This window comes from Flavobacterium sp. UBA4197 (assembly GCF_002379575.1).
In the GTDB taxonomy this organism is placed as follows: domain Bacteria; phylum Bacteroidota; class Bacteroidia; order Flavobacteriales; family Flavobacteriaceae; genus Flavobacterium; species Flavobacterium inviolabile.
This window is the reverse complement of the sequence record NZ_DFUB01000015.1, coordinates 386,115-399,932: the sequence shown is the minus strand read 5'-3', so window position 1 is coordinate 399,932 and position 13,818 is coordinate 386,115. Positions and strand designations below refer to the sequence as shown.

Sequence of the window (13,818 nt, the reverse complement as noted above, 5' to 3'; positions counted from 1 at the left end):
CAGCCAATTTTCTACGAAATGAATAAAATATCAGATAAACAACAGTTATTTTAACAAAATAAGCCTCATTTTACTGAGGCTTATTCATTTTGTATTTTTGTTTTTCTAACCTTATTTGGTGAAAAGTAACTCCCTATATTTGGTTAGGGTCCAGATCTCATTGTCTACTAAAAGTTCCAATTTATCACTGTGGTAACGAATTACATCAAAAAACGGTTTTACTTTTTCACAATATGCATCAGCCTGTGCTTCAATATTGGTCAATTCGTTCGCAATTTTACGCTCTTCCGTCATTTCTTCAACCTTTTCGTTGATACTTGCGATATGGCTGGAAATTTCTTTTATCAGATTGATCTGCTCTTTTCCGATAGTTTCAAATTCTTTTCCGAAAATTTCTTTTAATCCTTTTACGTTCTCAATTAACGTATTCTGGTAACGGATCGCTGTCGGGATAACATGGTTTCTTGCGATATCGCCCAAAACTCTTCCTTCAATCTGGATCTTTTTCACATATTCTTCCAGTTCGATTTCATAACGGGCTTCCATTTCCACATGGTTCATTACCCCCATTTCTTCAAATAGTGCCAAAGCTTGTTTGGAAACTTTTGCTTTTAAGGCTTTCGGAGTTGTTTTGTGGTTGCTTAAACCTCTTTTGCCGGCTTCAATTTCCCAGGCTTCGCTATAACCGTCACCTTCAAAAAGGATTTTCTTGAATTGTTTGATGTACTCTCTCAATACGTTGAAAATAGCATCGTCTTTTTTCATGTCTTTTCCTTCGATCAAAGCATCAACTTCTACTTTAAAGTCTTTTAACTGCTTTGCAACGATGGTATTTAGAATTGTCATGGAGTTCGCGCAGTTCGCAGAAGATCCAACGGCTCTGAATTCGAATTTATTTCCTGTAAAGGCAAAAGGCGATGTTCTGTTTCTGTCAGTATTATCCAGGAATACATCCGGTAATTTACCAACAACGTTCAGTTTCAGGTCTGTTTTTTCTTCCGGTGATAATTTCCCTTTGGAAACGCCTTCCAGTTCTTCCAGTACTTTCGTTAATTGCTGACCGATAAATACAGAGATAATAGCCGGTGGTGCTTCATTAGCTCCCAAACGGTGGTCGTTACTTGCCGAAGCAATAGAAGCTCTCACCAGTTCTTCATTATTGTATACCGCTTTAATTGTATTGATAAAGAAGGTCAGGAATTGCAGGTTGCTCATAGGCGTTTTACTCGGGCTCAATAAATTGATTCCGGTATCTGTTGCCAATGACCAGTTATTGTGTTTACCCGATCCGTTTACACCTTTAAATGGTTTTTCATGGAATAATACTTTAAAATGGTGGCGTTCTGCAACTTTTTGCATAACATCCATCAATAAAGAGTTATGGTCAACGGCTAAATTGGTTTCTTCAAAAATAGGTGCCAGCTCAAACTGGTTAGGTGCTACTTCATTGTGACGTGTTTTCACCGGTATACCTAACAACATACATTCGTTTTCCAAATCCCTCATGTAGTTCAGTACACGTGTTGGGATAGAACCGAAATAGTGGTCTTCCAATTGCTGTCCTTTAGCCGAAGTGTGTCCTAATAAGGTTCTTCCTGTTGCTAAAATATCCGGTCTTGAAGCAGCCAAAGCGCTGTCTACCAGGAAGTATTCCTGCTCCCAACCCAATGTAGGCGTTACTTTCTTTACATTTTTATCAAAATATTTGGCAACATCCGTAGCCGCCTGATCAATTGCATGCAAAGCGCGTAACAAAGGTGTTTTATAATCCAGGGCTTCTCCGGTATAGGAGATAAAAACAGTTGGAATACACAAAGTCGTTCCGAAAATAAATGCCGGAGATGTCGGATCCCAGGCCGTATATCCTCTCGCTTCAAAAGTGTTACGGATTCCGCCGTTCGGAAAGCTGGAGGCATCCGGTTCCTGTTGTACTAACTGGCTTCCGCCGAATTTTTCTACCGGATCACTACCGTCAACAGCTGTTTCAAAAAACGCATCGTGTTTTTCTGCCGTTGTTCCGGTTAAAGGCTGGAACCAGTGGGTATAATGGGTCACTCCTTTAGACAATGCCCACTCTTTCATTCCCATAGCAACATAATCGGCAAAACGTCTTTCGATCTTTGTACCGTGCTGGATTGCATTTTTTACTGCCTGATATGCTTCCGACGTCAAAAACTGACGCATCGCCTTATCGTTGAATACATTACTTCCAAAAATCAAAGATTTTCTGTCCAATTCTTCTACCAATACGGGTTTTCTACCGCTTGCTTCTTTTAGTGCCTGAAAACGAAATGTTGACATAAAGTTGTGTTTTTTTGTTTATACCTATTGTTTTACACTGCAAATGTAAATATTTTTAAAAAACAAAACACAATACCCCCTATTTTTTTAGGGGTGTGACTAAAAAAAATCGTTTTAAAACAAAAATAACGACCCAAAAGAGGGGTAACCCGCAGCCTTATCCCGTTTTACTGATGCCACAGCTGCTGTTTTCCGGAACAAAAACAAGTAATTACACCTGCCCGGGTTTAATTTTAGAATCAAAACTTTGTACCATCCAATAGTTTATAGTAAACAATACTATTGAAACCCGATAAAAAAACAACCCAAATCCCGAAAATCATGGATACCGCAAGAAAGGAAGCACATTTAATAGAACTTTTACTGGTTATAGATACCGAATATATTAAATCGAAATATCCCAATCCGAGTCAAAACCAGCATGAACCCACCGAGGTCAGCGCCGAAAATCATTATATACTGAGTAACCTGCCCCAGCTAATCATCAGCGGACAGGGGACATCCTGCCTGAATCTTAAAGCTGATTTAGCAGACTATATTACTTTCAGAGGTACCAGCCTTTATCTGAACACTGACGACGCCGTCCTTTTTTATAATGCCAGACATCAGTCCGGTGATGCCGTTATGAGAAATTTTTCAGGTTGGATTACCGAAAGACTGGGAGCAGTATCCAGTAATACAAAAACGATTAATGGATTACCGGCAATTGCCACAGCAAATCGTACAATGTCCTTCGATTCCATGATACTCCGAACCGGTGAAGAAAAACTATCCTTTTATTTTGCCCTTTATACCTTGGCAGATAATGCTATGGACCAGAAATTATATGGCTATTTCAGCTGGAGCCCTACAATTATTGCCAGTAAATAATGTAAAAGCACCTGATATAAAAAAAGGGAACCAATTGGTTCCCTTTTTTTATATCAGGTATCGAATTATTTCAATACTTTAATTTTTGATTCATCAATATTATACGCTTTAATTACCGCATTATAATCGGAATAGTCAACCGGCTGAGCATTTTTAGAAAAATACCCCGGAACAATTACAATACGAAACGTTTGATTTTGTGTCCATTGCGGTGCCAGCATATTCAGATCAAGATCGGCCGAACTTAAAAAGATGTTGACATCCGATCTTGTAAAGTCGAAATTATACAATAAATCGCCTTCGCTTAATTGTACCGTTTGCGGCATTAATCTCCAGATTGGGGTTGTCGGATTAACCGTATCCCAAAGCAGGTAAACCAAAACAACATCGGAAGCATATATTTGTGGATTCAGCGGTACGATACTGCCAAAATTATTACCGGCATTAAAAGATCTGGTAACTTCAAAAACTTCACTAATCGTATTTCCGTCAGATGGTCCCTGTGGTCCTTGCGGTCCCTCCGGACCTTCACATCCCTGAAAAGCAAAAGCTGCTACAACCGTTAAAAGTAAAAGTATCTTTTTCATATTTTTTTGATTTAAATGATTCTAACAAATATAAACAATAATCAAGCCAAAAATCTTTAATCCAAATACTATCTTTTTTCTTACGTTTTAATTTTTAGGAATTCTATTGAAAATCTCTTTACTTTTGAAAATGGAATCGGGAAAAACAAAATCATCTGACTGTAATCAAAACACGGCTGTCCGCTTTTGGGCAGCATTAATCATAACCCTCTTTTCTTTTACCACATCTGCCCAGACCGATACCGCGTGTGATACGCTGATCACTACCGGAATTGCAAAAATGTTTGAACAACAATACGGTTCGGCCATAGAGTATTTATCCAAAGCACAGGAAACCGCCAAACGAAAAAACTTATACCGGCAGGAATTTCTGGCCATTAATAACCTCGGGCTTACCTATTATAAAATGCTCGATTATGGCAATGCCATTGCCTATTATTTAAAAGCCTATGAATTGGCGCTAAAAAACAATGCTCCTACAGATGAAATGATCGTCCTGAATAATATTGCGCTACTATATATTAAGGATAAAAATTTCAGTCAGGCAGAAGAATATTTTAAAAAGTCTTATGACATCGCCCTGAAAAACAACATTCAGTCCCGTGTAGGCATTTATGCTTCCAACCTGGCGCAGCTCAATCTGGAACTTAAAAGAACCGATATTGCTACCAAATATGTCAATGAGGCGATTGCCAATCTGGACGAAGATCCCAAAAACAAGCTTAATGCCTTTGTAACCAAAAACAATATCCTGATCGAAACAGGACGCTTTAAAGAGGCTATCCCCGATTGCCTTTCCCTGTTGGAACAGGCTAAAAAAAAGAACTATACAGAAGCCGTTACCGAATTAGAAACCCTGTTGGCAATAGCCTATACCAAAAGTAAAGAATGGCCCAAAGCAGCATTCTATGTAGAAGAAGCATTAAAAAGCTGTACGGATGATGAAATGCGGATTAAGGTGCTGGAACAGCAATCGGTTATTGCTTTTAACATGAACAATATCAGTAAACTGGTTACCGCCAAAGACAGCATCCTGACGCTGACAAACCTCATCAACAAAAACAAGAACAAAGAATTACTCGAATATTCCAAGCTGCGTTTTGAACTATCGGAATCCAAACACGATCTGCGCATCAATAAAGCCCTGGTTGCCAGTTCCCGAAAATTGTATTTTACCATTACTGCGTTTTTAATCCTGCTGGTTTCCATACTGATCTGGGCTTTTTACAAAAGAACGGAAATGGCCAGACAGAAAAGGATCATTGCCGAAAACAACCTGAAAATTATTGACCTGGAACTGGAAAAAGAAAAAAACAACAGCAGTATCTTAAAAAAGGAATTAAAAGAAAAAGAACTGCTTGCCGCATTGGAGCAGGAACGCCAGAAAGAAAAAGAATTTTTACTGCAGCAGGAAATTCAGCAGAAGAACAAACAGATATCCGATAAGATCCTGTTCCAGTCCACACGAAACGAACTGATCGAAGAAATTATCGAATCCATCCCGAACCTTCCGAACATTACCCATAATGAGGCCCTGATACAAACAATCCACAACCTCAAAAGTCATCTGAAAGAAGATTCCAAATGGGAGGAATTTACAGCCAGTTTCGAAAATATCAACAACGATTTTATCAACAGGCTGAAAACAAAACATCCTTCCCTTACGGCAAATGACATTCGTTTTCTGTCGTTTGTATACCTGAATTTAAGCAATAAGGAAATTGCTTCTTTACTGCATATTTCCCCGGAAAGCTGCCGCAAAAGAAAAGAACGCATTACCAAGAAGTTAGCCATAGATCCGGATATATCGCTGTTCAAATTCCTGTCGGCTTTATAGCGATGTCACACAATGTCACGCCAGGTGTCACACCTTGTATCGCTTCATAAATAGGAGATTAGCCTTGCACGCTGTTATTTAGCGGTTCCAAATAAAATCGTTTCGACAAACTGCCCGAACCGGTTTTTTTGAAAATGCTAACCTATATATCAATCTATTATTTATGAGATCAAAACTACTTTTACTTGTTACCTTATTTATTTTCTGGAAAGGGAACAGTCAGAATGCTCCGGCCATCAGCGGTGATTTAATGTTATGTCCGTGGACAAACGGTACCGCTGTTATCAATAACAACGAAGGCTATACTACCTACCAGTGGTATTTTAAATACTGGTTTACTTCCGACAGCTTTGAAGCCATACCCGATGCTACTGCTGCAAGTTTTACTTACGACTGGTACACTTACGACCAGGCTTTGCTGAAAGTGGTGGTTACTAAAAACGGGCAAACGTTTGAATCCAACACGATCCAGGTTGACAGTTATGCCTGGGTAGGCCTGGGAACCATGTACCAGTATGATGAAAACATCATGTCTTTTGATCCTCAAACAGAAAGCCTGTTGCTTTGCAACGGTGCTTCTTTTGACCTGCAGGTAAACAATCCGCCTTATAATGCGAATATTCAATGGTATAAAAACGGCGAACCGATTGTTGGTGCCAATAATCCCGTACTGACCATTTCGGGAGCCGGGGAATTTCACGTTGTTGCCGCACCGGCATTTTGCCCGAACAGCACCAGTTCCACAGCCGGAACACCAACGAGAGTCGCGATGAATCCGGATTGTAATCTGAGCGTGGATAATCCGGCCCTTAATAAAACCGTGACACTATATCCGAATCCGGTAAAAGACAAACTAACCATTGCTTTTGACAACCAGATCATCGAGTCGGTAACAATTTACAGCCTGACCGGTCAGCTGATCTCCAAAACAAAAATAAACACAACCGAAGCGAACCTGGACACTTCCGCTTTGTCTTCCGGTGTTTACATTGTGGAAGTTTCTGCTAACGGAAGCAGCAAAAAAGTAAAACTGATTAAAGAATAAAACAAAAAAGACCTCAATTGAGGTCTTTTTAAATAAGAAGTACACAAAACGGCTCCTTAAATACTAAAAGGATAACCCGAAAAAGGTTATCCTTTAGTGTTTTAATTAGACCATTTAGCACAAACTTGAACGGTATCCCAACCAAGGCACACCATATTGTTGTTCCAGCTCAGACATACTCTTTTCGGTTTCCATGTCAGGCAAATTTCCCCTCTTGTAGTCGCATTTGCCTCCTGGTAAAAAACCTTTCCGTCTTTCTCTTTTTTTACAGCGACAATATTGCCCGCCTCATCCAACAAATTTTCTTTGTCTTCACTTAAATAAAGTGTTTGTTCTTCCATAATGTTTTCTATTTTTTGGTTTGTCCTACTCGTATGGCTTTTCGGTTCCGCCCTGTTTTATTTGAGAAGGTCCACAGTTACCTCTTTTCGAAAACCCGTTGATTTTCTTACTCAAAATTCCGGAAACAGCCACAAAAAAAAATCCCCAACAATGGGGATTTTACACAGTTTCATACTTTTATTTTTAAAAATCATATTTGCGTTCTACCGCAAACCGGATCAGATCGGTTTTGCCCTGAATGCTCATTTTTTTCAGGATATTTTTCCGGTGGGTATCTACAGTACTTTTCCCGATAAACAGCAGGTCGGCTATTTCCTGGGATGTTTTCCCTTCACCGATTAACCGTAAAATTTCTTTTTCACGGGAGCTCAGAATAATATCTTCTTTGGTAACCGTGTCTTTCGACATGATGGCATCGTCAAAAAACAAATTGTTTTTTGCCACTTCCCGGATGGCTTCAACCAGTTTTTTAAGGGATGAATTTTTCATGATATAACCGGAAGCACCGGCTAATTTCATCTGGGTTACCGCTTCCGACTGGTCAAACATGCTGAAAGCAATGACTTTTATATCCGGAAACTCTTTTTTAATGGTTTTCGTCGCACAGATACCGTCACATTTTGGCATCCGGATATCGGTAATTACAATATCCGGCCTTTTGGCTCTTATCAGCGCTATTAAAACCTCGCCATCATTCGCTTCCCCCACAACGGAAATATCCTCTTCATATTCCAGAGAAAGTTTTATCCCGTCAATAAGGGACTGATGGTCTTCTGCTATCACTACCCGTATCATATTATAATGGTATATCAATAATAATTGTCGTTCCTTTCCCAATTACGGAATCAATTGTAAACGTTCCGTTCATCTGTTCTACTTTTTTCTCAATACTTTTCAGTCCGATTCCGGCCGACTTGCCGCTCATTGCCGGCACAAAGCCTTTACCGTTGTCTTCAATCATAATATTGATTCCCTTTTCATCATGCTGATTAAGGTAAATATTCACCTCTGTCGCTTCCGAGTGTTTTATAATATTCGTGCACAATTCCTGAATGATCCGGAACAGGATCACTTCCACCGAATTTTCCAGTCTTTCCGTTAACCCGAACGGAATGACATTCATTTGCAGTTTATTCAGGATACTCATCTTTTCCGCCATTTTTTTAACGGAAAGCAGCAACCCCTCTTTCCCCACCACACCCAGGTTCTTTAAATGGGAAATATTCCGGACTTCCTGATAGGCTTCTTCTATTAAGGCATCCGTTTTATGGTATAACTGATTTTCTTTTTCGGCAGCATGCTGATTCGTTCTGCTGATGTTTTGAAAATTCAGTTTCAGCGTAGCCAGCAAACTTCCTAAATTATCGTGCAGTTCATTGGCAATCCGCTGCCGCTCTTTCTCCTGGCTTTCCAGCATTAAATCAATTCCGGCAAGTTCCTGTTCTTTCAGTACTTTTTCCAGTTTCTGGGTTTCGATCAGTTTCTCCTGAACCGCAATTTTCTTTTTCTTGGATATGTTCTTAAAAATTAAAATACCGGACAGCAAGGTTAGCAGTAACAGCCCGATCGCCGCATAAACAATGATCCTGTTCGTTTGCAGCCGGTCTTTTAAAGCCAGGTTTTCTTTCTCCTTTTCTTTGGTTTTATACCAGATATAATTTTCATTGATCGCTTTTTTCTGTTCCTTTTCATCCAGTTGCTCTTTGAGCTCTTTTTGCTTTAAAACAAACGCCAGGGCATTTTTATAATCCCCTTTGCCTTCATAAGCCTTGGTCATATAACCATACAATGCTTCTTTTGTTTTTGCTTTAAACTCTTTATTTGGTATGGAATCGGCTTTAAAAAAATAAAACAGCGCTTTGTCAAACGCTTTCATTTTGGTGTAGGTTACCCCATAATTAATATAGACATAGGAAATATAATCTGTTAACTGATGTTTCTCGTATATTTTGAGGGCTTCCCGATAGGCATTTAACGCCAGGTCAAATTTCCGGAGACTATCGGTAGCATAGGTAGCGCCCATATTGAGCAGTATTCGCGCCCGGAAGATATCATCTGTTGTTTTTAAATTTTCCCGCTCTGCTTTTTTAAAATATTGTACCGCCACCAGGGGTTGCCGGTCATAAAAAGATTTTCCCGCCTGCATATAGGCGTTGCTCAGATAATCCGGGCTCTTTTTACGTTGGGCATACGCTATATATTCGTGTAAAAAAGTCTGGTAATCCATAGTATTTCCATCAATCGCCAGCAATAACGAAACCAGCTCAATATTGATCTGTGCTTCCTGGTCAAGGCTGTCAATGGCTTTATACTGGTCTTTCGCTGCTATATAGTAACGATAGGCAAGATTATCCTTATTGTTCAGGGCATACAAATTGGCGTTAAGATAGTTGTAGCGGGCTGTTTCGGCAGCTGTGAATTTTGCAGTAAGCAGCTTGTCCGAAATAAAGGATGCCCTGGCTATATCTTTTTCTTTAACATATTTTTCAAACTCTTTTAAGGTAGCCGTTTGTCCAAAGGAAAAGCTTACCACAAAAAGTAGTACCGTTAACAGCCTGTATCGTATGCTTTTTATCCCCGACATGGTATCAACATCCGTTTGCTGTCAGGATTCCGCCATCGCCAACCTTGGGTTCTCTGTTGATCTCTTCCGACAAGGCTTCCATTAAAGCCGGGAAATTGGGCAGGTTTGCCTGAAAATATTCCAGATCTTCCGGATCGCCTTTAAACCGGTCGTCGTGCAGGCACATAAAATGAATCTTATCGTCCTCTTTCAGTTCCGAAAAGGACTTTCCTTCACCGCTAACCGGCTTATATTGCAACAGGTTTACCGTACTGTTTTTAACGCTCTTCAGGTTTCTTGCCGTAGTGGGATACTGTCGTAAATTAACGTTATCCTCGCCATCCATGACCAATATTCCCAGCAACCCAAAATACTTTTCATTGGATATATTGTAAAATTCAGCATAACGGTAAGTACCGGTTTTTAAATTGGGCAGCATCGTTTTTATCGTAGCCCGCTGCTCTTTCCCGGCATCGCTTTTCTGAAAACTTATTGTTCCGCAAGATTGGTACACTTTCATTTTTGATAGATTTAATGTTAAACTACTCAAAATTCAGATATTAAATTATTAAAAAAATCCCTAACAATAGGGATTTTACAATATTAAAAAATGATAAAAAAAGACATCGCTTTTCATTTTTTGCAGATACAGCAACTACAACATCCGGCACAGCTGCTTTAAAATCGAAAACAGCACCTAAGCAACTCGTTTATAATTAGTTAATTTTCTTTTGGGTTCTAAATAAAGGACTTACATTTGGCGTCCAAAATTAATCCACTATGACAAAAATTTACCTCACTGCGTTTTTAATGTCAGTGTTAACCGGCTATGCCCAGATTCCTCCCGGGTATTACAATTCCGCTACCGGAACCGGTTATACCTTAAAAACCCAATTGTACAACATTATCAAAGGGCACAATGCTAAAGGTTATAATCAGCTTTATACCTGTTACCAGACTTCCGATCGCGATTATTTCTATGAAAATGACGGAACTATTCTCGATATTTATTCTGAAGTGCCCAATGGTGCCGATTTCTACAATTATTCTGCGACAAGCACCGGCGACCGTTGCGGCAGCTACAGTGTTGAAGGAAACTGTTTCAACAGGGAACATTTAATGCCTCAAAGTGTTTTCAATGAAAATGCACCGATGGTTTCGGATGCACACCACATTCTTCCTACAGACGGAAAAGTAAACGGTATGCGCAGCAACTATCCTTTCGGAAAAGTTAATTCTCCGACCTGGACATCCAAAAACGGATCCAAATTAGGCAACAATGCTACAGCCGGATATTCCGGTAAGGCCTTTGAGCCAATCGATGAATTTAAAGGGGATGTTGCCCGCTGTCTTTTGTATTTCGTAACCCGTTATGAAAACCAGGTAGCCGGCTGGAATCACGCGATGCTAAACCACACCAGCAATCAGGCAGTAAGCGACTGGTTTAAGGAAATCCTGTTAACCTGGCACAACCAGGATCCGGTGAGTCCGAGAGAAATTGCCCGTAACAATGCCATTTATGCTTTTCAGGGAAACCGGAACCCGTTTATCGATCACCCGGAATATGTGCAAATGATCTGGGGATCGCCATTGGCAACCGATACATTTGAAGCTTTGGCGAATATTTCGGTTTATCCGAATCCGTCAAATGACCACCGTATCAATATCCAGTCGGAAAAAGAACTGGACGAAATTGTAGTGATTGCTATTAATGGCCAAATCATCCAGCAAATTAAGAAACCCGCTCACAACGAGGGAACCTATACTATGGAAAATCTTCCGCAAGGTTTTTATTTAGTAAAAATGTCCTCCGAAAATCAATCGACTACTAAGAAAGTCATCATAAACTAAAGCAATAAAAAAGCCGTTACAATGTAACGGCTTTTTTATTTAATTGTCACCTTTTTGTCCCATCATCATCAGGTAGGCTTTTAAAAACTCATCCAGTTCTCCATCCATAACGGCATCAACATCGCTAGTTTCATAACCACTTCTGACGTCTTTTACCAGTTTATAAGGATGCATCACATAGTTTCGGATTTGTGAGCCCCATTCGATCTTCATTTTATTCGCCTCAATTTCATCCCGCTTCGCCTGGCGTTTTTTCAATTCGATCTCATATAACTGCGACTTTAGCAACTGCATGGCTTTGGTCTTATTATCCAATTGGGAACGCGTTTCCGAATTTTCAATGATAATTCCGGTTGGATGGTGACGCAAACGAACAGCGGTTTCCACCTTGTTCACGTTCTGCCCTCCTGCACCGCTGGAACGCATGGTTTCCCAGGAAATATCAGACGGACTGATCTCGATCTCGATCGTATCATCTGCTAAAGGATATACATAAACAGAAGCAAATGACGTATGTCGTTTCGCATTACTGTCGAAAGGAGAAATCCGAACCAGACGGTGTACGCCGTTCTCTCCTTTTAAATACCCGAAAGAATAATCCCCTTCAAATTCAAGTGTTACCGTTTTAACACCGGCAACCTCACCTTCCTGGAAGTTCAGTTCTTTAATTTTATAACCTTGCCGCTCTCCCCACATCAGGTACATACGCATCAGCATGGCAGCCCAGTCACAGCTTTCGGTACCTCCGGCACCGGCAGTGATTTGAAGTACTGCGCTCATACTATCTCCTTCGTCAGAAAGCATATTACGGAATTCCAGATTTTCAATATGAGTATTCGTTACCTCATAATGGGTATCCAGTTCCGCTTCGGTAGCATCACCTTCTTTAAAAAATTCATAGATTATCTGAAGTTCTTCAGCCAATGCTACGCCTTTTTCATAGTCTTCCACCCATTTTTTCTTCGATCGCAGGTTCTTCACAATAAGTTCCGCCTCCTTTGCGTTATTCCAAAAATCTGGTGAAAAGGTTTTCTCTTCCTCGTTTGTAATCTCTATTAGTTTCTTATCGACGTCAAAGATACCTCCTTAACGCACCAAGACGCTCAATAATATCCTTAATCTGTTCGGTATTTACCATAAATATTGTAGTTTTATACCCGCAAAAATAGACATTCCTTTTTAATTATATGGAAATAAATTTAGTTAGCGATACCGTTACCAAACCTACGCCCGAAATGTTGCAGCAAATGTTTCGCGCAAAAGTGGGCGATGATGTGTATAAGCAAGATCCTACGGTCATCGAATTAGAAGAAACCGTAGCCGATTTATTTGGTATGGAAGCCGCTTTATTTTTCCCTTCGGGAACGATGGCCAACCAAACCGCAATCAAATTGCATACGAATCCAGGTGAGCAGATTATCTGCGATAAATGGTCCCATATATTTCATTATGAAGGCGGCGGTGCTTCTTTTAACAGCGGGGTTTCCTGCTGTCTTGTAGATGGCGACCGCGGTATGATCACTGCCCGTCAGGTAATGGAGAATATTAACGATCCTGAATTTTACCACAGCCCGTTAACCCGTTTGGTCAGCATTGAAAATACTACTAATAAAGGCGGCGGTGCCTGTTATGATATTGAAGAATTAAAAAGAATCAAACAGGTCTGCCAGGACCACAATTTAAACTATCACCTGGATGGTGCCCGTTTGTGGAATGCTTTGGTTGCCAAACGTCAGCACCCGAAACAATACGGCGAATTGTTCGACACCATATCCGTTTGCCTGTCCAAAGGACTGGGCGCTCCGGTAGGTTCCGTACTTTTAGGCAGTCATGAAGCCATTCATAAGGCCTTGCGAATCCGTAAAATTTTCGGAGGCGGTATGCGCCAGGCAGGCTATCTGGCAGCAGCCGGTTTATATGCCCTGCAGCATCATGTGGGAAGACTGGAAGAAGACCACCGCCGGGCAAGACAAATCGGTATTGTGCTAAAAGAATTGCATTGGGTCGATACGGTTGAACCTGTTGAAACCAATATTCTGATCTTTTCTGTAAAACCACAATATGACGAAGCCTCCATCATTGAAAAGCTAAAACAGAAAAACATCTTTATCAGCGCGATGGGAAGAGGAAAACTGCGAATCGTAACCCATCTGGACTATCGGGAAGTAATGCATTCCTATGTTATTGAAACACTTCAAAAAATAATAATATAATATTCTTAGTTCTGTTCAACCTAAAACCTTTAAAGACAACTGTTTTTAAAGGTTTTATCTTTTTTGGTCCAAAAAGTACAGTACGGCAACCTGCAAAAGCCTGCTTCCGGCATTCCAAACTTTGTTAAAATCCATTTTTGTTTATTTTTCCTCAAAAAAGACACCTTAAAAACCCTCATTTATTCATTTTTATCAGCTTTAAATGTTTT

At 40.1% G+C, this 13,818-nt stretch carries 12 protein-coding genes; 5 read left to right on the top strand and 7 right to left on the bottom strand.

Annotated features, from left to right (window positions below; genetic code table 11):
• Positions 1-111: 111 nt before the first annotated feature.
• On the bottom strand, positions 112-2,301 hold the full coding sequence (locus B3394_RS09330) for a glutamine synthetase III (protein WP_177735398.1): 2,190 nt from the start codon (positions 2,299-2,301) through the stop codon (positions 112-114).
• Positions 2,302-2,622: 321 nt separating this feature from the next.
• Here B3394_RS09330 and B3394_RS09325 point away from each other — a divergent pair, with 321 nt between their 5' ends.
• Entirely contained in the window at positions 2,623-3,171 is a 549-nt protein-coding gene (locus tag B3394_RS09325) for an inclusion body family protein (RefSeq protein WP_273243549.1), read from the top strand.
• 65 nt (positions 3,172-3,236) lie between these two features.
• Here the strand turns inward: B3394_RS09325 and B3394_RS09320 are convergent, their stop codons facing one another.
• A complete protein-coding gene (locus tag B3394_RS09320) occupies positions 3,237-3,758 on the bottom strand; it encodes a hypothetical protein (RefSeq protein ID WP_177735400.1) in 522 nt (173 codons plus the stop codon).
• 130 nt (positions 3,759-3,888) lie between these two features.
• On the opposite strand from B3394_RS09320, the gene B3394_RS09315 reads away from it, so the two are divergent.
• Together B3394_RS09315 and B3394_RS09310 are read left to right on the top strand one after the other, a co-directional pair.
• Positions 3,889-5,595 (top strand): tetratricopeptide repeat protein, encoded by a 1,707-nt coding sequence (locus B3394_RS09315; protein WP_286916131.1) that lies wholly within the window; start codon positions 3,889-3,891, stop codon positions 5,593-5,595.
• Positions 5,596-5,758: 163 nt separating this feature from the next.
• The gene (locus B3394_RS09310; protein ID WP_286915543.1) at positions 5,759-6,640 is read left to right on the top strand and encodes a T9SS type A sorting domain-containing protein; all 882 of its coding nucleotides are present in this window, start codon (positions 5,759-5,761) and stop codon (positions 6,638-6,640) included.
• Positions 6,641-6,741: 101 nt separating this feature from the next.
• Here B3394_RS09310 and B3394_RS09305 read toward each other — a convergent pair whose 3' ends face one another.
• The 4 genes from B3394_RS09305 to B3394_RS09290 form a co-directional block, all read right to left on the bottom strand.
• Positions 6,742-6,981, bottom strand: coding sequence for a hypothetical protein (locus B3394_RS09305; protein WP_177735404.1), 240 nt, complete (start codon positions 6,979-6,981; stop codon positions 6,742-6,744).
• A gap of 184 nt (positions 6,982-7,165) precedes the next feature.
• A complete protein-coding gene (locus B3394_RS09300) occupies positions 7,166-7,777 on the bottom strand; it encodes a response regulator transcription factor (RefSeq protein ID WP_286915539.1) in 612 nt (203 codons plus the stop codon).
• Between the two features lies 1 nt (position 7,778).
• Positions 7,779-9,566 carry a tetratricopeptide repeat-containing sensor histidine kinase gene (locus tag B3394_RS09295; RefSeq protein WP_286915534.1) on the bottom strand — a complete coding sequence of 596 codons (1,788 nt, stop codon included), beginning with the start codon at positions 9,564-9,566 and terminating at the stop codon, positions 7,779-7,781.
• Positions 9,567-9,570: 4 nt separating this feature from the next.
• On the bottom strand, positions 9,571-10,065 hold the full coding sequence (locus B3394_RS09290; RefSeq protein ID WP_286915532.1) for a hypothetical protein: 495 nt from the start codon (positions 10,063-10,065) through the stop codon (positions 9,571-9,573).
• Positions 10,066-10,325: 260 nt separating this feature from the next.
• On the opposite strand from B3394_RS09290, the gene B3394_RS09285 reads away from it, so the two are divergent.
• Complete coding sequence (locus B3394_RS09285) at positions 10,326-11,396, top strand: endonuclease (RefSeq protein WP_286915498.1); 1,071 nt, start codon at positions 10,326-10,328, stop codon at positions 11,394-11,396.
• A gap of 39 nt (positions 11,397-11,435) precedes the next feature.
• Here B3394_RS09285 and prfB read toward each other — a convergent pair.
• Positions 11,436-12,534, bottom strand: a protein-coding gene (prfB, locus tag B3394_RS09280) for a peptide chain release factor 2 (protein WP_286915490.1) whose coding sequence is annotated in 2 segments (ribosomal slippage) — positions 11,436-12,470 and positions 12,472-12,534 — 1,098 coding nt in all. Because the reading frame shifts where the segments join, the coding sequence is not laid out codon by codon here.
• Positions 12,535-12,583: 49 nt separating this feature from the next.
• Between prfB and B3394_RS09275 the strand changes: the two genes are divergently transcribed.
• Positions 12,584-13,609, top strand: coding sequence for a threonine aldolase family protein (locus tag B3394_RS09275; protein ID WP_286915487.1), 1,026 nt, complete (start codon positions 12,584-12,586; stop codon positions 13,607-13,609).
• The last annotated feature ends 209 nt before the right edge of the window (positions 13,610-13,818 follow it).